25 protein-coding genes are annotated in these 20,943 nt (G+C 68.5%); 10 read left to right on the forward strand and 15 right to left on the reverse strand.

The window, feature by feature from the left end; all coding sequences use genetic code 11:
* Positions 1-3 precede the first annotated feature (3 nt).
* Positions 4-795, reverse strand: a complete 792-nt coding sequence (locus tag VJT49_RS14130; RefSeq protein ID WP_324165249.1) for a hypothetical protein — start codon at positions 793-795, stop codon at positions 4-6.
* 56 nt (positions 796-851) lie between these two features.
* Positions 852-1,052: a helix-turn-helix domain-containing protein gene (locus VJT49_RS14135; protein WP_324165250.1), complete on the reverse strand. Its 201-nt coding sequence runs from the start codon at positions 1,050-1,052 to the stop codon at positions 852-854.
* 102 nt (positions 1,053-1,154) lie between these two features.
* On the opposite strand from VJT49_RS14135, the gene VJT49_RS14140 reads away from it, so the two are divergent.
* Positions 1,155-1,763, forward strand: coding sequence for a helix-turn-helix domain-containing protein (locus tag VJT49_RS14140; protein WP_324165251.1), 609 nt, complete (start codon positions 1,155-1,157; stop codon positions 1,761-1,763).
* Positions 1,750-3,021, forward strand: coding sequence for a site-specific integrase (locus VJT49_RS14145; protein ID WP_324165252.1), 1,272 nt, complete (start codon positions 1,750-1,752; stop codon positions 3,019-3,021). Before VJT49_RS14140 ends, VJT49_RS14145 begins: the two co-directional genes overlap by 14 nt.
* A 5-nt stretch (positions 3,022-3,026) precedes the next feature.
* Here VJT49_RS14145 and VJT49_RS14150 read toward each other — a convergent pair whose 3' ends face one another.
* From VJT49_RS14150 to VJT49_RS14165, 4 genes are all read right to left on the reverse strand, one after another.
* Positions 3,027-4,112, reverse strand: coding sequence for a hypothetical protein (locus VJT49_RS14150; RefSeq protein WP_324165253.1), 1,086 nt, complete (start codon positions 4,110-4,112; stop codon positions 3,027-3,029).
* A 121-nt stretch (positions 4,113-4,233) separates the two neighbouring features.
* Positions 4,234-5,052 carry a lysozyme gene (locus VJT49_RS14155; RefSeq protein ID WP_414635951.1) on the reverse strand — a complete coding sequence of 273 codons (819 nt, stop codon included), beginning with the start codon at positions 5,050-5,052 and terminating at the stop codon, positions 4,234-4,236.
* Positions 5,053-5,277: 225 nt separating this feature from the next.
* Entirely contained in the window at positions 5,278-6,102 is an 825-nt protein-coding gene (locus tag VJT49_RS14160; RefSeq protein WP_324165255.1) for a lysozyme, read from the reverse strand.
* A gap of 90 nt (positions 6,103-6,192) precedes the next feature.
* Positions 6,193-6,816, reverse strand: coding sequence for a type VII secretion system-associated protein (locus VJT49_RS14165; RefSeq protein WP_324165256.1), 624 nt, complete (start codon positions 6,814-6,816; stop codon positions 6,193-6,195).
* Between the two features lie 55 nt (positions 6,817-6,871).
* Here VJT49_RS14165 and VJT49_RS14170 point away from each other — a divergent pair, with 55 nt between their 5' ends.
* Positions 6,872-7,246: a sterol carrier family protein gene (locus VJT49_RS14170; RefSeq protein WP_324165257.1), complete on the forward strand. Its 375-nt coding sequence runs from the start codon at positions 6,872-6,874 to the stop codon at positions 7,244-7,246.
* A gap of 51 nt (positions 7,247-7,297) precedes the next feature.
* On the opposite strand, the gene VJT49_RS14175 is transcribed toward VJT49_RS14170, so the two are convergent.
* The gene (locus tag VJT49_RS14175; RefSeq protein WP_324165258.1) at positions 7,298-8,131 is read right to left on the reverse strand and encodes an SAM-dependent methyltransferase; all 834 of its coding nucleotides are present in this window, start codon (positions 8,129-8,131) and stop codon (positions 7,298-7,300) included.
* Positions 8,132-8,304: 173 nt separating this feature from the next.
* On the opposite strand from VJT49_RS14175, the gene VJT49_RS14180 reads away from it, so the two are divergent.
* The 5 genes from VJT49_RS14180 to purM all read left to right on the forward strand — a co-directional run bounded on the left by VJT49_RS14180 (position 8,305) and on the right by purM (position 12,762).
* Positions 8,305-9,180: a helix-turn-helix transcriptional regulator gene (locus VJT49_RS14180; protein ID WP_324165259.1), complete on the forward strand. Its 876-nt coding sequence runs from the start codon at positions 8,305-8,307 to the stop codon at positions 9,178-9,180.
* Positions 9,181-9,407: 227 nt separating this feature from the next.
* Entirely contained in the window at positions 9,408-9,650 is a 243-nt protein-coding gene (locus tag VJT49_RS14185; protein WP_324165260.1) for a DUF397 domain-containing protein, read from the forward strand.
* 13 nt (positions 9,651-9,663) lie between these two features.
* On the forward strand, positions 9,664-10,014 hold the full coding sequence (locus VJT49_RS14190; RefSeq protein ID WP_324165261.1) for a hypothetical protein: 351 nt from the start codon (positions 9,664-9,666) through the stop codon (positions 10,012-10,014).
* 126 nt (positions 10,015-10,140) lie between these two features.
* Entirely contained in the window at positions 10,141-11,664 is a 1,524-nt protein-coding gene (gene purF, locus VJT49_RS14195) for an amidophosphoribosyltransferase (protein WP_324165262.1), read from the forward strand.
* A 27-nt stretch (positions 11,665-11,691) separates the two neighbouring features.
* A complete protein-coding gene (gene purM / locus VJT49_RS14200; RefSeq protein ID WP_324165263.1) occupies positions 11,692-12,762 on the forward strand; it encodes a phosphoribosylformylglycinamidine cyclo-ligase in 1,071 nt (356 codons plus the stop codon).
* Between the two features lie 51 nt (positions 12,763-12,813).
* On the opposite strand, the gene VJT49_RS14205 is transcribed toward purM, so the two are convergent.
* From VJT49_RS14205 to VJT49_RS14220, 4 genes are all read right to left on the reverse strand, one after another.
* Positions 12,814-13,407, reverse strand: coding sequence for a VanZ family protein (locus tag VJT49_RS14205; RefSeq protein ID WP_324165264.1), 594 nt, complete (start codon positions 13,405-13,407; stop codon positions 12,814-12,816).
* 100 nt (positions 13,408-13,507) lie between these two features.
* Positions 13,508-14,407, reverse strand: a complete 900-nt coding sequence (locus VJT49_RS14210) for a Gfo/Idh/MocA family oxidoreductase (protein WP_324165265.1) — start codon at positions 14,405-14,407, stop codon at positions 13,508-13,510.
* 12 nt (positions 14,408-14,419) lie between these two features.
* Positions 14,420-15,280 carry a 3-hydroxybutyryl-CoA dehydrogenase gene (locus VJT49_RS14215; protein ID WP_324165266.1) on the reverse strand — a complete coding sequence of 287 codons (861 nt, stop codon included), beginning with the start codon at positions 15,278-15,280 and terminating at the stop codon, positions 14,420-14,422.
* Positions 15,281-15,359: 79 nt separating this feature from the next.
* Positions 15,360-15,548: a DUF3073 domain-containing protein gene (locus VJT49_RS14220; protein WP_324165267.1), complete on the reverse strand. Its 189-nt coding sequence runs from the start codon at positions 15,546-15,548 to the stop codon at positions 15,360-15,362.
* A 185-nt stretch (positions 15,549-15,733) separates the two neighbouring features.
* On the opposite strand from VJT49_RS14220, the gene VJT49_RS14225 reads away from it, so the two are divergent.
* Positions 15,734-16,627 (forward strand): hypothetical protein, encoded by an 894-nt coding sequence (locus VJT49_RS14225; RefSeq protein WP_324165268.1) that lies wholly within the window; start codon positions 15,734-15,736, stop codon positions 16,625-16,627.
* 30 nt (positions 16,628-16,657) lie between these two features.
* Here VJT49_RS14225 and VJT49_RS14230 read toward each other — a convergent pair whose 3' ends face one another.
* Together VJT49_RS14230 and VJT49_RS14235 are read right to left on the reverse strand one after the other, a co-directional pair.
* Positions 16,658-17,218 carry an aerial mycelium formation protein gene (locus tag VJT49_RS14230; RefSeq protein WP_324165269.1) on the reverse strand — a complete coding sequence of 187 codons (561 nt, stop codon included), beginning with the start codon at positions 17,216-17,218 and terminating at the stop codon, positions 16,658-16,660.
* 60 nt (positions 17,219-17,278) lie between these two features.
* Positions 17,279-18,406, reverse strand: coding sequence for a folate-binding protein (locus tag VJT49_RS14235; RefSeq protein WP_324165270.1), 1,128 nt, complete (start codon positions 18,404-18,406; stop codon positions 17,279-17,281).
* A 69-nt stretch (positions 18,407-18,475) separates the two neighbouring features.
* Between VJT49_RS14235 and VJT49_RS14240 the strand changes: the two genes are divergently transcribed.
* Positions 18,476-19,318: an aminodeoxychorismate lyase gene (locus VJT49_RS14240; protein ID WP_324165271.1), complete on the forward strand. Its 843-nt coding sequence runs from the start codon at positions 18,476-18,478 to the stop codon at positions 19,316-19,318.
* 139 nt (positions 19,319-19,457) lie between these two features.
* On the opposite strand, the gene VJT49_RS14245 is transcribed toward VJT49_RS14240, so the two are convergent.
* Together VJT49_RS14245 and VJT49_RS14250 are read right to left on the reverse strand one after the other, a co-directional pair.
* Entirely contained in the window at positions 19,458-20,327 is an 870-nt protein-coding gene (locus VJT49_RS14245; RefSeq protein WP_324165272.1) for a biotin-dependent carboxyltransferase family protein, read from the reverse strand.
* Entirely contained in the window at positions 20,324-20,935 is a 612-nt protein-coding gene (locus VJT49_RS14250; protein ID WP_324165335.1) for an allophanate hydrolase subunit 1, read from the reverse strand. The genes VJT49_RS14245 and VJT49_RS14250 overlap by 4 nt, the downstream gene beginning before the upstream one ends.
* Between the last annotated feature and the right edge of the window lie 8 nt (positions 20,936-20,943).

A 20,943-nucleotide genomic window follows, 5' to 3' on the forward strand; every position in this document is an offset into this window, starting at 1 on the left:
CGATCAGCTCGCCGGTTCGGTCATGACGCATCCGAAATCACCACCTCCAACCGGGGGACCCTGAGCACGACGGCAGAACGCGCACGTGGCGCTCGTACCGTCAGCACGGAGCCAGCGGCCGCCGTCCGTGCCGTGCTCGCAGCGCATCCGCGGATCCGCGCGCGCGGTCTCTAGCTCGGCCGCCTCGGTGGCGCGCTCTCGTTCGGCGCGGATGCCCCGGATGCGCTGGCCAAGGTCGCCGTTCTCGGCCAGCGCCCGCGCGTAACCAGGAAGCGACGTCGTCGCCTCGTCCGCGAGTGCGTCCACGATCGATCGAATCTCATCCTCGCTGGCGTCTGGGCACTCCTCGGCCACGATGCGTTCGGCACGCGCGCGCGGAGAGGTCTTTCTGACTGGTCTCTCTGAATAGTCCTCTCCGGAATCCGGAGGTCTGGCGCGCGGGAAACCGGAGGTCTGGCGCGCGGAAACCGGAGGTCTGGAACTCTCAGCGCTCCGATTTCTGGAGGTCTGGGGAGCTTTTTCAGACCTCCGGTCTTCCGAGGTCTGAGCGGGGATGGTGAGTCGGTACCGGGGCGCGTAGTGCTGGTGTGCCTTCTCCACCTCAGTGAGCCATCCGCCATCGACGAGCGCGGCTACGGCTGCTTGAACAGCATCGTTGGACTTGAGGCCAGTACGGCGCTTCAGCTCGGACCAGGCGCACCAGGAAATGGGACTGTCCTTGGCATACCGAAAGAAGGCGTACGCCGCAGCGCGCGGGGCGGGCTTCAACGTCTGGTTCTCCCAAATGGCATCCATCCAACGATCACGGGGCCATTCCTCCCGCTCGGACTCCGGCCGTGGGCCAGACTTGCTCACGCCGCGCGGCCTCCGCCGCCCTTGGCCTGTTCATTGAGCCATAGCTCGACCTTGGCCCAGTCGTAGCGAGCATGGCGGCCAATGCGGATGTACTCGGGGCCCTTCCCCTTGTGGGCCCATTGGGTGAGCGTCCCCACAGGCAGCCCGAGGAAGTCGGCGACTTCGGCGCGCGTGGCCAGTGGCCTACTCTCGGACATCACGTTTCCTTTCTAGAATCACATGGTTGTAATTCAGACTCAACGGATGCGAGTTTGCGCGAGAGGTTGCACGTTTGTCAACTGGCCTCTACTGTTCGCCTTATGGAAACACCGGACACCTTGGTAGCTCGGAACGTGGCCGCGCTCCGAGAGCAGCGAGGATTCACCGTGCGGTTTTTGGCCGCCCTGCTCCGCAAGTTGGGGCACTCGATCCTTCCATCGGGAATCACCAAGATCGAGAACCAGACCAGGCGCGTGAGCGTGGCCGATCTGGTCGCGCTCGCCTTGGCGCTCGGCGTCAATCCGAACAGGCTTCTCCTGCCAGTCGACGGCTCACCCGTGGCGCTGACCCCCGAGTTCGAGGTAGATCAGCGGAGGGCATGGGGTTGGGCTGACGGCCGTGCAGGACTTCTACAGCCGTGGCGGATGGGCCCAGACGACCGCGAGGACGAGCCTCCCCAAGCCGAGCTGCTGGACGACTTCCTTCGGCATGCAAGGCCGGTCGAGGACCGAATTCGCGATCAACACACAGCCATGCAGGCCGCGCGCGCGGTCACTCAAAAGATCTGGCACCTCCTTGCGGTCGAGAACGTCGGCGGCGCGGTAGATGGCGTGGTCGATCCGGACATCAGGAAGACCTTGCGGCTACATCTCAACCGCCTGATTGCCGAGGTCGAAGCGCTACTAGGAGCCAGCGATGGCGAGCATTGAGGATCGCTGGTTCCGCCCGAAGCGCGACCCGAAGACCCGGAAGCCGGTACTCGACGAGCGCGGTAAGTCGGTGCTGGAACAGACCGACCGGCATGGAAAGGGCTTGCGGTGGTGTGTCCGCTGGTATGAGCCGGACGGCCGCGAGCGGCGCCAGTCGTTCGCGAAGAAGGTGGATGCCGACGCGCACAAGGCGACCGTCGAGGCGGACATGCTGCGCGGGCAGTACATCGACGCGCGGGCCGGGAAGGAGCTGTTCGGCGACTTCGCGACGCGGTGGCTTGCCGACCAGACCACCGACCCCGTGACGCGGGCGGAAACCGCGGCGCGGCTACGTCGCTACGTGGAGCCGTTCACGCTGTGGCGGACCCAGCTCGGCAAGGTCAAGCCGGGCACGATCCAGGCGTGGGTACGGGCGCTCGACGGCGCCGGCCGCGGTGGCGCCGGTATCGCCGAGTCGACGAAGCTCGTCGTGTGGTCGAACGTGTCCGCGATCCTGAACGCGGCCGTGGCCGATGAGCTGATCGGCAAGAACCCGTGCAACTCGCCGACTGTGCGCAAGCCCAAGCCGGACGACCGGAAGGTGGTCGCGTGGCCGCGTGAGTGGGTCGTCGCGATGCATGCCCAGATGCCCGACCGGTACCGGGTGGCGGTGCCGCTGGGGTCGGGCGTCGGCCTACGCCAGGGCGAGATCTTCGGCCTGGCGGTCAAGGACGTCGACTTCCTCCGCGGGAAGGTCACCGTGCAACGTCAGGTGAAGGTGGTCGACGGCCAGTTGGTGTTCGCACTGCCGAAGGGCCGGAAGTCCCGAGATGTCCCGTTGCCGGGCAGCGTGCGCGACGAGCTGGCCGCGCACCTGGCCGAGTATCCGGCCGTCGCGGTGACGCTGCCCTGGCGGGAACCGGGCGGCAAGCCGGTGACGGTCGACCTGGTGGTGCCGAGCGAGGACGGCTCGGCCTGCCACCGGACCACCTTCAACCGGGAGGTGTGGCGGAAGACGCGTGCGAAGGCCGGCGTCCCGCAGACCCGCGAGAACGGGATGCACGCCATGCGCCACTACTACGCGAGCGTGCTCCTGGACGCTGGGGAGAACATCAAGGCCGTGAGCGAGTTCCTGGGCCACGTGAGCACGGTGACCACGCTGGAGATCTACGGCCACATGATGCCCTCCAGCGAGGACCGCACCAAGTCCGCGATCGACGCGGCCTGGTGCGGCCCCAGTACGGCCCCAGCCCTCCGCAAAGGGGGTGTGACCAGCTAGTTTTATCAGTAGACGCTGAACGTGTCGATGCAGGCGCCGCCGCTGGGCGCGTCGTCCGAGCCGACCAGGCCGGTCGTGATGTCCTCGCCCGCGACCTTGCCCTTCATCGTGCCGAAGCTGAAGTTGCCGTACCCGGACAGGTGCTCGACCTCCAGATCCGTGCCGGACACCGCGGCCTTGCCGACATCTGACTGCAGCTCGGACACCGACTTTTCGCAGACCATCGACATCGCGCCCGAGCTGTCCCCGCCATTGATCTTGTCCAGGAACGACTGCACGGTGGCCTGGTAGGCCTCCCCACTCGAACCGGAACCCGAGCCGGTGCTCGTGCGCGACGAGGACGACCGCGACGTCGGCACGGAGGACGACCTGCTCGAACCGCTGGAAGCCGAGGTGCCCACGTCCTGCCAGCACCACTTGCCGTTCTCGTTCGACAGCTTCGCCGTTGCCGTGGTGGCGTCACCGTCGACGGTCAGGGTGACGTTGGCCGTGGCCTGGTTACCGTTGGTCTGCACCCCGGAGAGCTTCATGTTGCTGACCGAGCTGGCGTCGGCGATCGCCTCCCCGACGTCCTGGTTGGCGTTGGCACACTTCAGCGCGGTCAACTCGGCCTTGTCGTGCTGGTTGAAACCATCGACGATCTGCTGCGCCACGGCCTGCGCGCCGCCGGAGCCGGCCTTGCTGTCCTTGCTGAGGAAGAAACCCGGGACCCAGAACCCGGTGACGCCGAGCGCGGCGAGGATCACCACGAGCCCGACGCCCAGCCCGATCCACAGTCCCTTCTTGCCGCCACCACCGCCGGGCGGAGGCGCGCCGTACCCACCGTATTGCCCGTACTGGGCGGTGGGCGGGTACCCACCACCGCCACCCGCGTCGTATCCGGGATAGGGCTGCTGGCCGTACCCCGGCTGCCCGTAAGGCTGCTGTCCCGGCTGCGGGAACCCACCGGACTGCGGGAAGCCGCCGGTTTGCGGATAACCACCGGTTTGCGGGTGGTCACCCGGCTGCTGGCCGTACCCGCCAGGCTGTTGACCATATGGGCTGGGCTGCTGACCGTAATCGGGCTGCCCCGGCTGCGGTGGATGGGTCATCGACGTCGCCTTTCGGTGAATCACTACGCCGCTCGGACGTACCAGCGCCGGACCTGGTTCCCGGGGAGCTTCGGTACGAACGATTCGTACCAAAGCTCCCCGGCGGTGCAAGCCCTTTGCGCTAATCGTGATTCGTGGCGAAGACCACCAGCCGGTCGTAGGCGCCGTTGAAGGTGTCCTGGTCGATCGGGCTCGAGCTGTACTGCCAGAAGGTGTAGCCCCCCCAGTCGTACGGCAGGGTTCCGACGCTGGAGGCGTACCTTGCCACCCACAGCGGGTTGGTCGAGCTGAAGTCGCCGCTCACGCACTGGCTCCACCAGCTCGTGCTGGTGTAGATCGTCGGCCATTTGCCGGTTCTGCCGTGGTAGGTGTCGCTGAAGTCCTTGATCCACGCGGTCATGGCGCTCTGCGACAACCCGTAGCAGGTCCCGCCGTCGTACGGGTTGTACTCCATGTCGAGTGCCCCGGGGAGCGTCTTGCCGTCGGCGGACCAGCCTCCGCCGTTCGCGAGGAAATAGTTCGCCTGGGTGGCGCCGCTGCTGTCGCTCGGCACCGCGAAGTGGTAAGCGCCGCGGATCATCCCCACGTTGTAGGAACCGTTGTACTGTTGAGCGAAATAGGGATTCGTGTAGTACGTCCCCTCACTCGCCTTGACGTAGGCGAACTTGTACCCCTGACTCCAGTAGCTCGACCAGTCGACGTTGCCCTGGTAGCCGCTGACGTCCATGCCGGGCACCGTGGCCTGCGCGGAGATGTCCCCGGCCGGCGCGGCCTTCGGCATCTCCCGCGTGCCCTCCACCCGCCGGATCTGCGAGCCCATCGGGTGGTCGTATTTGGCCACGTATTCGTTGATGGGCATGCCGTTGATGGTGTTCGGAGTGTCATCGGCGCTCGCCGGGGACAGCGCGCCGAGGAGGAGCACACCGGCCGCGGCGCTCATGCCGGCCGCAACGAACCGACGCGATCTTCTTCGTGGGGTTGGTGTGGACATGGTCGATCCCTTTCCCGTTGCCCTCGCTGAGGACGGCTCGTTGCAGCGATCCGTCCGCGCGTGATTCTCATTGAGTCCACGCCGAAATGTCACCAAATTCCTTGAATATCTGGTGCCAAGTGAGTGATTCACGAGAGAGACCGACTTTGGTTGTGAGAAATCTGGATCAGACCATTAGCGCGTATGGGCGAAGGCGTGGACGGCCTCGGCCGTCCCGGCGAACCGATCCTGGTCTCCGGGCAGTGCGCCACGGTTGGCGTACTGCCAGATCGTATGGTGGTTCCAGCCAGCCGGCAGCGCGCCGATCTCGGTGTTGTAGCGTGCGATCCAGAGCGGGTTGTTGGGCCCGAACCCGGCATTTCCGCCGGTGCACCGGTTCCACCAGCTGGTCGACGTGTAGATCGTGGGAAACCGGCCGGTGCGGGCGCGGTAGGTGTCCGAGAAGTCGCGCAGCCACCAGCTCATCGCGACCGGACCGAGGCCGTAGCAGGTTTCGCCGTAGGGGTTGTATTCGGCGTCCAGCGCGCCGGGAAGCGTTTGCCCGTCGGGCGACCAGCCGCCGCCGTGATCCACGAAGTAGTTCGCCTGAGCCGCGCCGCTGGACACATCAGGCCTGGCGAAATGGTAGGCACCACGGATCACGCCGGCCCGGTAGGAACCGTTGTACTGCTGAGCAAAACGAGGATTGCGGAAGCCGGTTCCCTCGGTCGCCTTGACATAGACGAACCGGGCCCCGGCGGCCCTCGCACCCGGCCAGTCGACGTCTCCCTGATGACCGCTGACGTCGTGACCGAGAGTGTCGCCACCGCGCGGTTCGAGCCTGGCCGTGCCCGCGCCGCCTTCGTGCCGGGCTATCTGAGAACCGGCGAACGTTTCGGCGGCCAGGCTGTAGTCCGCTCCGTCCCCCGCCGCCGACGGGGTGAGAAACAACACATTCGACACGACCAAGGCCAAGGCCAAGGCGGCCCCTGCGGTCCAACAACGCACGACGACTCCCATCCGCCTCCAGATGGGGCCACGATGCCCGCGCCCCCCACGCGTCGCGAGTCGGTGCTCACTCGAAAGCGTGGGCCCAGCCGGAAAGTCGCCTTATCGGCGGTTTTCCCGGCCGAGCGCGTGGACCAGATGCTCGGCGGGCACCACCGCGGTCACCACATCGTGCGGGTTGATCGCCAGCGGCTGCCCGGCCAGCAGCGGCACCACGTCGCGGCCGAGCACCGCACGGGCGTGCGGCCATTCCCGTGGCACCAGTGCCTTCGAGGTGTAGGCCGGCACGAGCACGCGGCCGTCCGTGTTGTGGAAGCCGATCACCGTGCGCTGCACCGGGGAAAGCGCGTAGACGAACAGGGTGGCGTTCAGGATGACGGGCGGCAGGTCCTCGGCAGGCCGGTGGTTGATCCGCACCAACTGCAACAGCCGTTCCAGCTCGTTGCGCGGGTCGGGGAAACCGAGCGCCTTCGGCGAAGGACGGTAGCGGTCGTTGGGATGGAATTCTTCGACGATCTGGCCCGCGGCGTTCACCGGGTACGCGCCGACGACCGCCCAGGACGGCACCGGGCCGTTCGGGTCGAATGCCTCGTCGATCACATAGAGCCAGCTGTTCGGGTTGGCCCTCGCGTTGGCGCGCATCTCCGCGGTGATCTTCGGCTTGGTAAGCCTTTCGGTGGCTTGGGGATTGGGTAGAAGCCGGTCTGCTTCGTCCCGCTGCGCCATGTTCAACCCCACGTCTCCCGTGCCTAGCTGCCAGCGTTCACTCTACTGTTTCCTCGTGTCTTCTTCGCGTACGGTCGACCCCGGTGAGTTACATGCCGCCTTGCGGGCGGTATCTGCCTGGCTGGACGGGGAAGCCCCGGTGCCGGAAAGGCCCGAACTGGCCACCGCGGTCCGGTTGAGCCTGCGCACGCTGGCCGCCGACGCGCCCGGCCGAAGCGTCGAAGTGCGGGTTCCGCCGTTCGCCGCCGTGCAGTGCGTCCCGGGCCCGCGCCACACCCGCGGCACCCCGCCGAACGTCGTGGAGACCGACCCGCGCACCTGGCTCGAACTGGCCACCGGCCGTCTACAGTGGACAGAAGCGGTGGCGGAGGGCCGGATCACCGCTTCCGGCACCCGCGCCGATCTGTCCCACTGGCTGCCCATCGTTTGAAGGCAGCGGCGCGAAACGCCTCCACCGAGGGTGGTGAGCGAGTGGCCGGCCTCAGGGTTTCCGGCCGACCGCGCCCACGATGCACTGGCGGACCAGGTTCAGTTCCGTGTACCGCGGGCCGTCCGGCCACCAGTCGTCGCACAGCACCAGGCCGGGCTCGACCAGTTCCAGCCCGGCGAACATGGCCAGGATCTGCGCCCTGGTGCGGAACCGCCCGCTGCCCATCGGGCTGTGCAGGAACTTTTCCTCCATCTTCCGCGCCAACTGGCCGTGTGGCTCGGTTTCCGGGTCGAAGAAGTGCGCGATCGCCACGAACGAGCCGGACGGCAGCGCGTCGAGGTAGCTCTTCATCAGCTCGCCGGCATCGTCGGGGAGGTAGTGGTGCAGGGTGCCCACCTGGAACAGCGCGAGCGGACGCTCGAAGTCGAGGAAGTCGCGGATCTCGGGGTGCTCGAGGATCTCGCGCGGCCGGAAGATGTCGGCGGACACGAGTTGCGTGTACTCGTTCTCCTCCAGCAGGGCGCGCCCGTGCGCCAGCACCACCGGGTCGTTGTCCACGTACATGACCTTGGCCTCGGGAATGACCCGCTGCACCACCTGGTGCGTGTTCTCCGCCGTGGGCAGTCCGGAACCGAGGTCGAGGAACTGGTCGACGCCCGTCTGCGTGACCAGGAAGCGGCAGGCCCTGATCAGGAAGTCCCGGTTGGCCCAGGCGAGGTCGTTCACCTGCGGCGCGACCGTCCTGACCTGGGCCAGCACCTCCCGGTCGATCTTGTAGTTGTCCTTGCCGTTGAGTGCGGCGTCATAGACGCGGGCGATGCTCGCCCTGGTGGGGTCGACGCCGACCGGAATCTCGTTGGGGTAGCTGACGGTGCTGCGGGACATGAGGAGTTCTCCGGCGAATCCAGTGATGTGGGCTAGAACACAACCCCGCAGCGTAAAGGTACCGGCCGGTCACGTAAATGCACGTGCAGACCTTGACCGCGGTCGGCCGCGGTGTACCTTGGGTAGTCGGGCGATTTCATTCCAACTTCCCTTGATCCAGGAAGGGCTGGCGCATGGCCTCGATCGACCCTGGTGCGGATCAGGGCACCGGCCCCACCGCGCGGCGGATGATCCTGGGCACCCAGTTGCGCAAGCTCCGCGAGCGCGCGGGGCTGACTCGAGCGCAGGCGGCCTACGAGATCCGCGCTTCGGAGTCGAAGATCAGCCGGATGGAACTCGGGCGGGTCAGCTGCAAGGAGCGCGACGTCGTCGACCTGCTCACCATGTACGGCGTCTACGACGAGACCGAGCGCGCGTGGGCCGTCCAAATGGTCAAGCGGGCCAAGGAGCCCGGCTGGTGGCACAAGTTCAATGACCTGGTACCCGACTGGTTCGACAACTACATCGGCCTGGAGGAGGCGGCCAGCAGGATCCGCACCTACGAGCTGATGTTCGTCCCGGGCCTGCTCCAGATCGAACCGTACGCGCGGACGGTGGCGGGCCGGGGCAACCCGGATTCCGGGGACGAGAACCTCGAGCGCCGCGTGGCGATGCGGATGCGCAGGCAGAAGGTGCTGACCGCGCCGAAATCGCCGCGGCTGTGGGCCGTCCTCGACGAGTCGGTGCTGCACCGGCCGGTCGGCGGCGCCGCGGTGCTCCGGCGGCAGATCGACCACCTGCTGGAGATGACCACGCTGCCGCACGTTTCGCTGCAGATCGTTCCGTTCGACCTGAGCGGGTTCGCCGCCGAGGGCGCGTTCACCCTGCTCCAGTTCGCCGAACCGGAACTGCCGAACATCGCCTACGTCGAGCACGGCTACGGCGCGATCTACCTGGAGAAACCGGACGAGCTCGAAGTCTATGGACGGGCCTTCGATCGGCTCACCGTCGACGCGGAAACGCCCGAACGGAGCCGTCAGCTGCTGAGCAAGCTCCGCAACGAGATCTGATCCGCTTGATCGTCACTTTGGGTAAACGTTTGCCGAGGGTGCCGTCGGCACCCTTCACTCTTTCGTACCGGCGTCACGCCGAAATCGATCCGGACGGTAACACCTGAACTTTGGTGGATCTGCACGTGCATTTACCTCCTGCAGTCACTGCTGGTAGCTTTCTCAACACAAGGCATATGCACGTGCATCTGCACTCGCCAACCGAGTCGATCCTAAGAGGTGGCTTCATGGCAGAGCGATTCGTGAACGGCACGTCCGCGGACCTGCTGAGCAGGGCGTCTTGGCGCAAGAGCAAGCGCAGCGGCGCACTGGGGAACTGCGTCGAGGTGGCACCACTCGACTCCGGCGAGGTCGCCGTGCGAAACTCTCGTTTCCCGGACGGGCCAGTGCTCGTTTACACAAAGGCGGAAATGGCCGCTTTTCTGGCGGGTGCGAAGGACGGCGAATTCGACGATGTTATCGCCCAGTAGAGGCAGGTGCCCGGTGGAGAGCCGGCTCCAGGACCTGATCGACCGGGGCTACCGGTTCATCCATCCCCGCGACGGCGAAGGCCGCGTGATCGCCGTGGTCGGCATCCGGCCGCATCACTCGGTGGTCGACGTCGTACGGATCAACGCCGAGGACGACGTGGTGGCCAGCCGGATGCCCGGCGACGAGATGGACGTGCTCGACCCGGCCAAGGTGCTGTGGCGCCGGGCGGGGCGGGCCGAGCAGGTGCTCGACGAGTTGCTCGCGCTGCCCGACCAGGAAGACTCGGCAGCCGGCAAGACGATCCACGGCTGCTGGGTGCCCGGTGAGGGCGGCATGGCCAAGTGGATGGCCGCGACGGGGTGAGAGCCGAAGCGGGCCCGGCGTGGCAGGCGACCGTGTCAACGAGCTGACCGTCACGTCGGGCCGTACTCCGGTCGGGAGCGACCTACACTGTTAGTGGCCTGCCCTCGTCTTCAGGGAGCATTCGCAGTGGTTTCCGACCACACCTCCATTGACCAACCCGAATCCGAACCTCGGGAAGAATGCGGCGTCTTCGGTGTCTGGGCACCGGGCGAAGAGGTCGCGAAGATGGCGTACTACGGGCTGTACGCGCTGCAGCACCGAGGTCAGGAGGCCGCCGGCATCTCGGTCTCCGACGGCAGCCAGATCGTGGTCTTCAAGGACCTCGGCCTGGTCAGCCAGGTGTTCGACGAGCAGGTGCTGTCCTCCCTGCAGGGGCACATCGCGGTCGGCCACTGCCGCTACTCCACAACGGGGTCCTCGACCTGGGAAAACGCCCAGCCGACCTTCCGCACCACCGCCACCGGCAGCGGACTGTCGCTGGCGCACAACGGAAACCTGGTCAACACCGCCGAGTTGCGGGATCGCACGAAGGTGGCCGGGCTCAAGCCGCACGCCGGGCTGACCGGTTCCTCCAGCGACTCCGACCTGGTCTGCGGCCTGCTCGGCGCGGAAGCCGCGGACAAGGGCATCGAGGCCGCCGCGCTGGAGCTGCTGCCCACCCTGCGTGGCGCCTTCAGCCTGGTGTTCTCCGACGAAGGCACGCTCTACGCGGCGCGCGACCCGCACGGCGTGCACCCGCTCGTGCTCGGCAGGCTCGAGCGCGGCTGGGTGGTCGCCAGCGAGACCGCCGCGCTGGACATCATCGGCGCCTCGTTCGTCCGGGAGGTCGAGCCCGGTGAGCTGATCGCGATCGACACCGATGGGCTGCGGTCCTCGAGGTTCGCCAATCCGGAGCCCAAGGGCTGCGTCTTCGAGTACGTCTACCTCGCCCGGCCGGACACCTCCATCGCCGGCCGTAGCGTGCACGCCACCCGCGTCGACATCGGCAAGCGGCTCGCGCGGGAGAACCCGGTCGAAGCCGATCTGGTCATCCCGGTGCCCGAGTCGGGCACGCCCGCGGCCATCGGTTACGCGCAGGAGTCCGGCATCCCCTACGGCCAGGGCCTGGTCAAGAACGGCTATGTCGGCCGGACCTTCATCCAGCCGTCGCAGACCATCCGGCAGCTCGGCATCCGGCTCAAGTTGAACCCGCTGCGGGACGTGATCCGTGGCAAGCGCCTGGTCGTGGTGGACGATTCGATCGTGCGCGGCAACACCCAGCGCGCGCTGGTCCGCATGTTGCGCGAGGCCGGGGCACTGGAGGTGCACGTGCGCATCGCGTCGCCGCCCGTGCGCTGGCCGTGCTTCTACGGCATCGACTTCGCCTCTCGTGCCGAACTGGTGGCGAACGGCGCCGACCTGGAGGGCATCAGGAGGCTCATCGGCGCCGACTCGCTGGGCTATGTCTCCCTGGAAGGGCTGGTCTCGGCGTCGGAGCAGCCGAAGAGCCGGCTGTGCATGGCGTGCTTCGACGGCACCTACCCGATCCCGCTCCCCGAAGAGGCGCTGATCGGCAAGCATCTGCTGGAAAGCCTGGAGGGGACCGACGGGCCGGCCCGTCCGGTCGCCCAAGCCGGGTACGGTGCTGGGGATGCCGTCCGGCGTCCTTGATCCGATCGGAACTGGAGTCCGCCCGCCGTGAGCGAACCCACGCGCGCAACGTATGCCGCCGCCGGCGTCGACATCGACGCCGGAGAGCAAGCCGTCGAGCTGCTCAGGCCCCATGCCGAACGGACGAGCAGGCCCGAGGTGCTCGGCGGGGTCGGCGGGTTCGCCGGGTTGTTCGCGCTGAAGCTGGACCGGTGGAAGGAGCCGGTGCTCGCGTCCTCGACGGACGGGGTCGGCACGAAGATCGCGATCGCGCAGGCCATGGACAAGCACGACACCGTGGGTATCGACCTGGTCGCGATGGTGGTCGACGACCTGGTGGTCACCGGCGCCGAGCCGCTGTTCCTGCAGGACTACATCGCGGTCGGCAAGGTCCACCCGAAGAAGATCGAAGCGCTGGTCGGCGGGGTCGCCGAGGGGTGCGTGCGGGCCGGCTGCGCGCTGCTGGGCGGCGAGACCGCCGAGCACCCCGGCCTGATGGGCGAGAACGACTACGACCTGTCGGCCACCGGGGTCGGCGTGGTCGAGGCGTCGGGCGTGCTCGGGCCCGACCGGGTCCGCCCCGGGGACGTGGTGATCGCCATGGGCTCGTCCGGGCTGCACTCCAATGGCTACTCGCTGGCCCGGCACGTGCTGCTGGACATCGCCCGGATGCCGTTGGAAGGGCATGTCGAGGAGTTCGGCCGCACGCTCGGCGAGGAGCTGCTCGAGCCGACCCGGATCTACGCCAAGGACTGCCTCGCGCTCGCCGCCGAGGCCGAGGTGCGCACGTTCGCGCACGTCACGGGTGGCGGGCTGGCGGCGAACCTGGCGCGCGTGATGCCGAGAGGGCTGCGGGCGGAGCTGGATCGGGGCACCTGGACACCCGCGCCGGTGTTCGCGTTGATCGCACACCGCGGCAAGGTCGAGGCCGCCGAAATGGAGAAGACGTTCAACCTGGGCGTCGGCATGGTGGCCGTGGTCGGCGCGGAGGACGCCGACCGGGCGCTGGCCGTGCTCACCGCGCGGCATGTGCCGGCCTGGATGATCGGCGAGGTTCGTCCCGCCACCGATCCCGACGGTCCGCGCGCCGTCCTGTCCGGTGACCACCCCAGGTTCTGACCTCGCGGCAGGAAGCGGGCGCGGCGACCCCAAACGGAGCCGTCGGACGCGTTACGACGACAGATAATCGGCTGGTTCGCGTAGCTCACCCTCGGCCTGTGCCTGGGCGGGAATCGCGAGCGGGACGGGGCGGCGCGCCCAGCCGCAGCTCAAGGTCGCCGCGGCGGCCACGCCGAGCGTGTTGAGCAGGATGTCGTCGGTGGACGTGACACGGCCGACGTGCAACAGGTACTGCGTTGTTTCGATCGCGATCGAAACAACGAAGGCGGTGACCATCATCCGCCGCACCGAGCGCAGCGGCGGGACCCGGAGCGGCACCAGCACACCCAGCGGCGCGAGCAGCACCAGGTTGCCGGCGATCTGCCAGAGCGAACCGTCACCGTGGAACTCGGTCAGGATGTCCGATCCCGGCATCAGGTGCAGTGAGCTGGTGTGGCCGCTGACGATCGGCATCATGGTCACCGCGAACACCTCACCCGCGACGAGCACGATCGCCACGTCCAGCCCGGCCGTGGTGGCCGCGACCCAGGTGGGCTTGGTCCGGCCGCGCCAGTTGGCGAGCAGACGCCACGCGAACAGCGCGAAGGTCAGCGCGATGATCGTCGCCGGGAGCAGAATCCCGAAGCTCGCCCGCAGGATGCCCATAGAAGATCATCATCGGCAGCGCCCCGGAAAATTGGCAGAGCCAATCGAGTGCACTTCGCGGTGACCCGGCGTGGCTCCGAGCGTTCGGTCGAATTGGTATCTACAGGCACAGTAACGCTTGGCCCAAGAGGCGCTGCAGGTGCAGGCCACGCTGAACATCGCAGGGGTGGGCCGTGGTACCGGTGGCGATCATGGCGGCGAAGTCGTCGAGCAGCGCGATGTAGGACTCGGGGCCGCCGCCGGGTTTCCGCCCCAGCGCGCGGTAGCCGTGCTGCCCGTAGACGGCGATGTCGACCACCGACGGAGTAACCGGCACCTTCACCGACAGGGTGGCCGAGCTGGTTGCACCACCCTCGTGCGCCAGGATCAGGTGCCAGAGGTCCGCGGGTGTCCGGCTCGCGGCCACGACCCCGACGATCGGGCCCAGCGCGGCGTCGAGAAGATCCAGCGCATGCGGCCCGATGTCGGCGAGCGCGCCGGTTTCGTGCCGCCACGGGGAGCCGCTGTACTGACCGCCCAGCAGGGCACCGGACAGCCAGCGCGCGCCGCCGCCGGTCCAGCCGCCGGTCGCCGCCAGGGCGGCCAGCCAGTCGCGAGTCTCGATCGCGTAGCGCAAAGTCAGCATCATCAGGCTGGCCACCCCCGCGCCGGAAATCACGTCGGCCAGCCGTTCGGCGGCGGGCACGTCCGGGGCGAGCGGCTTCTCCAGGATCACGTGCTTGCCCGCCTTGGCCGCCACCACGGCGAGTTCGGCCTGCACCACGGGTGGCACGGCGAACGCGACCGCCTCTACCTGGCCGAGCAGTTCGTCGAAGTCCGCGCAGGCCTGGGCACCGTGGGCGTGCCCGAGCTCCTCGGCGGCTTCCTTCCGCCGCGACCAAACCGCGGTCAGGGTGGTGCCAGGGTGATCGGCCAGCCCGGGTGCGTGCACCGATTTCGCCCACGGCCCGGCGCCGACGAGCCCGACGCGGATCGGCTCAGCGCTTCGCGCGGACGGCATCAGCGGACGGCATCAGGTGTAGGAGTAGAAGCCACGACCGCTCTTCTTGCCGTGCAGACCGGCGTCGACCATTCGCAGCAGCAGCGGCGGCGGCGAGTACAGGGGCTCCTTGAACTCCTCGTACATGGACTCGGCGATGGCCTTGATGGTGTCGAGACCGATCAGGTCGGACAGCCGCAACGGTCCCATGGGGTGTGCGGTGCCGAGCTCCATACCGCGGTCGATGTCCTCGGCGGAGGCGAACCCGGACTCGATCATCCGGATGGCCGAGAGCAGGTACGGCACCAGCAGCGAGTTCACGATGAACCCGGCGCGGTCCTGGGAACGGATCACCGTCTTGCCGAGCTTGCCGGAGGCGTGCTCGTTGGCCCGCCCGACGGTCTCCTCGCTGGTCAGCAGCGACGGCACCAGCTCGACCAGCGGCAGCACGGGGACCGGATTGAAGAAGTGGACGCCGACCACCTGCTCGGGCCTGCCGGTGGCCATACCCAGCTTCATGATCGGGATGGAGGAGGTGTTCGACGCGAAGATCGCGTCGGCCCGCTCGACGATCTTGTCCAGCGAGCGGAACACCTCGACCTTGGCCTGTTCCTCCTCGAGGACGGCCTCGACGACGAGGTCGCGATCGGCGAACGCGGCCAGCTCGGTGGTGAAGGTGATCCGGCCGAGCGCCGCGCCGGCCTCCTCCGCGGTGATCTTGCCGCTGCGCACACCGCGCTGCAGCGACTTCTCGACCCGCGCCCGGCCGGAGTCCAGCGCGGGTTGGTTCACCTCCGTGACGATCACGTCGGCACCCGCACGCGCGTGTACCTCGGCGATCCCCGAGCCCATCAGGCCGGCTCCGACAACGCCGACCTTCTCAATGTCCGCCATTAGCAGCCCTCCACATCAGAGTCCGCACATCACGAGTAACGAGGGCAGGCACCGGGCCCACCCTCGTCTTCTTCAGCCGTCAACGACGGTAGTCGTCGTCTTCTTCGTCGGCGTACGGGTCCTCGTACTTGTCGTCCTCGTCGTGGGAGTTCTGAGCGGATTTACCTGACAGCTCGCGCTGCAAAGCGGCGAAGTCGGTGTTGTGAGTGCTGTACTTGAGCTCTCGCGCCACCTTCGTCTGCTTGGCCTTGGCCCGGCCGCGCCCCATGGCTCGACCCCCTCGCACAGGGACGGGGCGGCCGGGGGAAACGGCGGCCCCGCATCGTCTCGACAACTATTTCCTGTCCATACCGTACCCTGTCTCGGGGGGTGAATGCGACGCGGCTTCTCCTGTCGTGGCGAGAGTCTCCCCTCGGTGCGTCGCACTTGGCACGAACGTGCCACGATGCAACAGTGCTCCGACCGTTCGTGGCGTACCTGCGGGTGTACGAGCCCCTCTCGGCATTCGGCGACCCACCGTCCGATCAACTGGTCAGCGCGGTGGAAACAACGCGTATGACCAGGACCGCGGCGGGGGAACGCGAGCAGCAGATGTGGCTCAAATCACAAGTCGCGGCCCCGGTGCGGCTACTGCCCGCCGAGCTGGCCGACGGCCGCTCCGCACCCAGCACGACCACCGACGTGCTCGTGCTCGATCCGGACGAGGTGCCGGGCGAGACCGGCACCGGCCCACTCGTCTGCCCGCTCGAACTGCGGGCGCGCTCGGCGGCCGCGCTGGTCAGCTTCCTCGGCGACGCGGACCCCGCGTTGCGGGCGAGTGTGCTCGACGCAGGCGGGGTCACGGCGGAGGGTGCGCGGTCCCGGGCCAGCGCCGCGCTCGCCGAACTCGAGAAGGCGGCCGTGCATGTGCTCTCCACGACCTGGACGGTGCCGTTGCCGTGGTTCGCGCTCGTCGATCCCGCCGAGCGGCGGCTCGAACTCGGCGACAGCCAGACCGACCCCCGGCGCGAGGTGTCGTGGCGGGTGGCGATCGGCGACGCGATCCGCCGGGTCACCGAGGCCCATGAACTCGTGGAGGAAACGCTGGGCGACTCCGGACCGACCAGGATCCTCGCGGAGACCGCCCGCTGGCTGGCGAACTTCCATCCGGCCTCGGCCGTGGAACTCGACTACGGCGGGCTCGTGCAGCTGATCCCCGATCCGACCCTGGAGTCGGACACCTCGGCCGAAGAGATGCACAGCATCCTCGACGCGTTGCGGTCCGGCAACGTCGAGCAACTGGCCGAACTGTTCAACGACCTGCGCGAGTACTGGAGCGACCTCGCCGCCCGGGAACACCTGAACTAGAGCTGAACTAGAAGAGCGACGGTCGGCAGGCTAGTCTTCGCGAGCCCGTTCGGCCGCCAGCAGCTCGTCCACCGAAGCGACGCCGCGGGCGTAGCGGCTGGCGATCTCCGCGTTGAAGCTGTCGACCACCTGCTGCACCTCCCGCCGGCGAGTCGACACCGAGGTCTCCTCCTCGAGGTAATCCTCCAGGGTGTCGGCCAGCTTTTCGTCGGTCAGCGAGCCGACGTCGGAGAGGTTCGTATTGCCGACGAGCGCCTCGGCCTGCCGCCGATGTTCACCGGCTCGGGACGGCTCGAGCGGCTGGTGGCGTCCGGAACCGCGAGCCGGGGGCAGGGCGTTGTCGGACAGGATCGCGGCCAGCTGGTCCAGGATGCGCAGGCCGCCGGTACTGCGGCGTTCCTGCTCGGCGCGCACGATGTCGATCCGGGCGTGCAGGAGTCTTCGCAGGTAGGACAAATCCGTCTCCTCCTGCGCAGCGTCGTCACGGCGCGCGCGCAACTGGTCGAGGGACAGCTCTTCGAGACCGCGCACGTAGTCAGGGGCCAGGACGCGGTCGATGCGGCGGCGTCCACCCGGCCGGACTTCGATCACTGCGTCATCCTGCTCCATCTCGTCCCCCCCGCACCAGGGTGGGTTTACTAAGTTTACCTGCTACCCACGCAGGCGCGCGGCCGCCTCCCTGCCGGGGGCGGCGCCCTCGGCCGGCACGGAGTCCGGGTCGATGGCCGCCTGCACCACCCGATCCTCGGCTCCGGCAAGCAGTTCCGCGTCGATCGGGGTGGACCTCTTGATCAACGCGAGCGCCACCGGGCCGAGTTCGTGGTGCTGCGCCACGCTGCCCACCCGGCCGACGACTCTTTCCCCGAGCCGCACCGGGTCGCCGGTCTCGGGGTAGATCTCGGGCGAGCCGTCCAGGTGCAGCAGCAGCATCCGCCGGGGCGGCCGGCCCACGTTGAACACCTTCGAGACCGTCTCCTGACCGCGATAACAGCCCTTGGCCACGTGCGCCGCGCTGCCGATCCAGTTCACCTCGTGCGGAATCGTGCGCTCGTCGGTGTCCACGCCGAGCCGGGGCCGGAGCGACTCCACGCGCAGCGCGTGGAACGCCCAGCTGCCCGCCGGGCGCGCGCCCGCGTCGGTGATCCGCTGCCACCAGCCGGTCAACTCGTTCCGGGGGACGACAAGGTCGACGCTGGATCGCCCCGGCCACGGCATCCGGCGGGCGAAACCGGCGTTCCCGGCCAACCGGGTAACCGAATACGGCTCCGCCGCCAGACTTATGTCCAAAAAGGACAGTATGCGGCCGGCGGCCGGACCGAGCAGGCTGAGCACCGCCAGCTCGCCGGTGGCGTCGGCGATCTCCACCTTGGACCAGAACTTCATGGCCTCGAGATACTCGCGCAACGTCTGCGGCCCGCCCTTCGGCAGCGCGCTGGTCGCCCGCGCACCCGGATCGGTGTCCAGGTACACGGTTTCGCCGGCATGGGCCAGCACCATATGGGTATCGACGTGCCCCTGACTGTCCAGGACGAGCGCCTCCGTGCCCCCGGACAGCTCGGTGACGTGCTGGGAAATGACCAGATGCAGCCAGGACAACCGCTCCGGCCCGGTCACCCGCAGAACCTCCCGGTGCGACCGGTCCACCACCGCGACGCCACGGGTGGCGGTGCGCTGCTCGGCGAACGGATCACCCCAGTGCCATGGCACGCCCTGTTCCGGATTCGTTTCAGGTGGTGCGATCGAGCCGTGCACATCGAGTAGCGGCGACTGGTAGGGCATAACACCGATCGTATGCGACAGAACATGAGCGAGGGCGGCTCGCGTGACAGAGTGGGTACGGTTGGCCGTATGCGCGTTCTCGCTTTCCTCGACGGCACCCTCGGCGACCCCGACCTCCCGCACGTTCGCGTGGAAGACCTTGGATTGATGCGCGGCGACGGCGTCTTCGAGACGGTCCTCGTGGCGGGTGGCCGGCCTCGCGAGCTGCGGCCCCATCTGGACCGGCTGGCCCGCTCCGCGGCCATGCTCGACCTGCCCGAGCCCGACGACGAGGCCTGGCAACGCACGACCCAGCTGGTGATCGACAACTGGTCCGGCCCGGAGTTCGCGCTGAAGCTCATCTACAGCCGCGGCGTCGAGGGCGACCACGCCGCGCCGACCGCGTTCGCGCTGGGTCTGGAGATCTCGGAGAAGGTCGTCCGGGCGCGGAAGGAAGGGGTGTCGGTGATCACCCTCGACCGGGGCATCGACCCGGGGCTCGCCGAGCGCGCGCCGTGGCTGCTGCTCGGGGCGAAGTCGTTGTCGTACGCCATCAACATGGCGGCGGTGCGCGAAGCCGCCCGGCGGGACGCGGACGACGTCGTGTTCACCGCGACCGATGGCTCGGTGCTGGAGGGGCCGACCTCGAACGTGATCGTGGCCCGGGGCAGGACGCTTTACACGCCCCCGGCCGGCATCGGCATCCTGCCTGGCACCACGCAGGCGGCGGTGTTCCGCGGCGCCGAGCGGGTCGGGTGGTCGACCAAGATCGAACCGCTGCGCGTCGAGGACCTGCGCACGGCGGACGGCGTGTTCCTCGCGTCGTCCGTCCGCAAGCTCACCCGAGTACACACCCTCGACGGTGAACCTTTGAAGGACGCCACCGAAATCCACCAGGAACTGGCCAAGGCCTACGAGGCCGTGTACGCCTGATCGATCCGGAGCCTGATGGATCCGCTCGGCCGCATCGAGCATCGGCCGGAGTACGACCGGAACCGCCATTTCGCCACGACGCAGGTCCCTGACCTGTTCACCGGCGACATCCGGGCGTTCCGCCGTTCCCCGCGGGCAGTCAGCCGACGGGCCGTGGCCGGAAGCGCAGCCTGGTCCCCGGCCTGGCCTGGGCAAGGGCGGGCAGTGCCGAGCCGGCCACCACACCGGCGACGGGATAGCCGCCGGTGGTCGGATGGTCGGCGAGGAACACCACCGGCAGGCCGCTGGGCGGGACCTGGATCGCGCCGGTGAGTACGCCTTCGCTGGGCAGTTCGGCACCGGTCCGGTCGGCCCTCCGCCGAAGCGGCTCGCCGTTCAACCGCAGACCGACCCTGTTCGATTCGGGGGTGACGGTCCAGTACCCAGCCAGTCGACCGGCCGGATCCTCGAACCAGTCGTCGCGGGGTCCGAGCGAAACGGGCACCAGGAGTTCGGCGGGCGGGCACGGCGGGGCCAGCTCGTCCTGGCCGGTGGGAATGCCATCGCCCTCGCCGAGTGGCAGCAGGTCGCCCACGGCCAGCGGCGCGGGGCCGATCTCGGACAGGGTGTCCCGCGACCGGCTACCCAGCTCCGGCTCGACGTCGATGCCCCCGGAGACCGCGAGATAACAACGCAGACCGGCCGTCGGCGTGCCGATGGTCAGCGTCCGCCCCCCCGCGAGGTGCACCGGCACATGCGATCCGACCGGCCGTCCGTCGACCTGGACCGGCACCACGGGCCCGGTCACCGCCACGGTGCAGGAACTGTGCGCCCGCACGGCGAGCCCGCCCAGCAGCGACTCGATGCCGGCCAGGTGCTCGGCGTTGCCGACCAGCCGGTTCGCCAGCCGCAACGCCGGGACGTCGAGCGCGCCCGAGGGTGGCACGCCGACGTGAGCGTGGCCGGGGCGGCCGAGATCCTGCACGAGCGCGAGCGGCCCGGTCGAGAAGACCTGAAGGGTCCGCTTCACGGAGCCCTCCGGAAGCGGACCCCGTCGCCCGGCGCGAGCAGGGCAGGCCGTTCGGCGCGTGGGTCGAACAGCACCGTGTCGGTATGCCCGAGAAGCCGCCAACCGCCGGGAGAGGCCCGTGGGTAGACCCCGGCGAACTCGCCCGCGATGGCCACCGAACCGGCGGGCACCCGGGTCCGCGCGCTGTCCAGTCTGGACTGTCGAAGCGGCTCCGGCAGCCCGGTCAGATAGCCGAAACCAGGAGCGAAGCCGGTGAACGCGACGGCGTAGAAGGCACTGGTGTGCAAGGCGATCACGTCCTCGACGGTGATCCCCGCGGTCCTCGCGACCAGCTCGAGGTCCTCGCCGTCGTACCGCACGTCCAGCACGTGCTCGCGCGACTCCCCGGCAGGCGGATGCGCCAGATCCGCGGCTTCGACCAGGGCACGGATCTCGGCCAGCGCCTTCGAATCCGGTCGCACCGAGACCAGCACCGTGCGGGCGGCGGGAACGACCTCGACGACGTCCGGGATGCCGGCCGACGCGACCGTCGCCCGGACGGCACCCGTCTCGGCGAGGGAGTCGCATTCGATCAGTGCCGCGTCCGCCCCGTAGGGCAACCATCGCACCGGGGTCA

Origin of the sequence: Amycolatopsis sp. (assembly GCF_035276945.1) — a bacterium.
GTDB lineage: Bacteria > Actinomycetota > Actinomycetes > Mycobacteriales > Pseudonocardiaceae > Amycolatopsis_E.

What these genes read in the sequence shown, in the direction of transcription:
- VJT49_RS14130 (WP_324165249.1), bottom strand. Translation starts at nt 795, where the DNA reads ATGGATGCCATTTGGGAGAACCAGACGTTGAAGCCCGCCCCGCGCGCT.
- VJT49_RS14135 (WP_324165250.1), bottom strand. Translation starts at nt 1,052, where the DNA reads ATGTCCGAGAGTAGGCCACTGGCCACGCGCGCCGAAGTCGCCGACTTC.
- VJT49_RS14140 (WP_324165251.1), top strand. Translation starts at nt 1,155, where the DNA reads ATGGAAACACCGGACACCTTGGTAGCTCGGAACGTGGCCGCGCTCCGA.
- VJT49_RS14145 (WP_324165252.1), top strand. Translation starts at nt 1,750, where the DNA reads ATGGCGAGCATTGAGGATCGCTGGTTCCGCCCGAAGCGCGACCCGAAG.
- VJT49_RS14150 (WP_324165253.1), bottom strand. Translation starts at nt 4,112, where the DNA reads ATGACCCATCCACCGCAGCCGGGGCAGCCCGATTACGGTCAGCAGCCC.
- VJT49_RS14155 (WP_414635951.1), bottom strand. Translation starts at nt 5,052, where the DNA reads ATGAGCGCCGCGGCCGGTGTGCTCCTCCTCGGCGCGCTGTCCCCGGCG.
- VJT49_RS14160 (WP_324165255.1), bottom strand. Translation starts at nt 6,102, where the DNA reads ATGGGAGTCGTCGTGCGTTGTTGGACCGCAGGGGCCGCCTTGGCCTTG.
- VJT49_RS14165 (WP_324165256.1), bottom strand. Translation starts at nt 6,816, where the DNA reads ATGGCGCAGCGGGACGAAGCAGACCGGCTTCTACCCAATCCCCAAGCC.
- VJT49_RS14175 (WP_324165258.1), bottom strand. Translation starts at nt 8,131, where the DNA reads ATGTCCCGCAGCACCGTCAGCTACCCCAACGAGATTCCGGTCGGCGTC.
- VJT49_RS14180 (WP_324165259.1), top strand. Translation starts at nt 8,305, where the DNA reads ATGGCCTCGATCGACCCTGGTGCGGATCAGGGCACCGGCCCCACCGCG.
- VJT49_RS14185 (WP_324165260.1), top strand. Translation starts at nt 9,408, where the DNA reads ATGGCAGAGCGATTCGTGAACGGCACGTCCGCGGACCTGCTGAGCAGG.
- VJT49_RS14205 (WP_324165264.1), bottom strand. Translation starts at nt 13,407, where the DNA reads ATGGGCATCCTGCGGGCGAGCTTCGGGATTCTGCTCCCGGCGACGATC.
- VJT49_RS14210 (WP_324165265.1), bottom strand. Translation starts at nt 14,407, where the DNA reads ATGCCGTCCGCGCGAAGCGCTGAGCCGATCCGCGTCGGGCTCGTCGGC.
- VJT49_RS14215 (WP_324165266.1), bottom strand. Translation starts at nt 15,280, where the DNA reads ATGGCGGACATTGAGAAGGTCGGCGTTGTCGGAGCCGGCCTGATGGGC.
- VJT49_RS14220 (WP_324165267.1), bottom strand. Translation starts at nt 15,548, where the DNA reads ATGGGGCGCGGCCGGGCCAAGGCCAAGCAGACGAAGGTGGCGCGAGAG.
- VJT49_RS14235 (WP_324165270.1), bottom strand. Translation starts at nt 18,406, where the DNA reads ATGCCCTACCAGTCGCCGCTACTCGATGTGCACGGCTCGATCGCACCA.
- VJT49_RS14240 (WP_324165271.1), top strand. Translation starts at nt 18,476, where the DNA reads ATGCGCGTTCTCGCTTTCCTCGACGGCACCCTCGGCGACCCCGACCTC.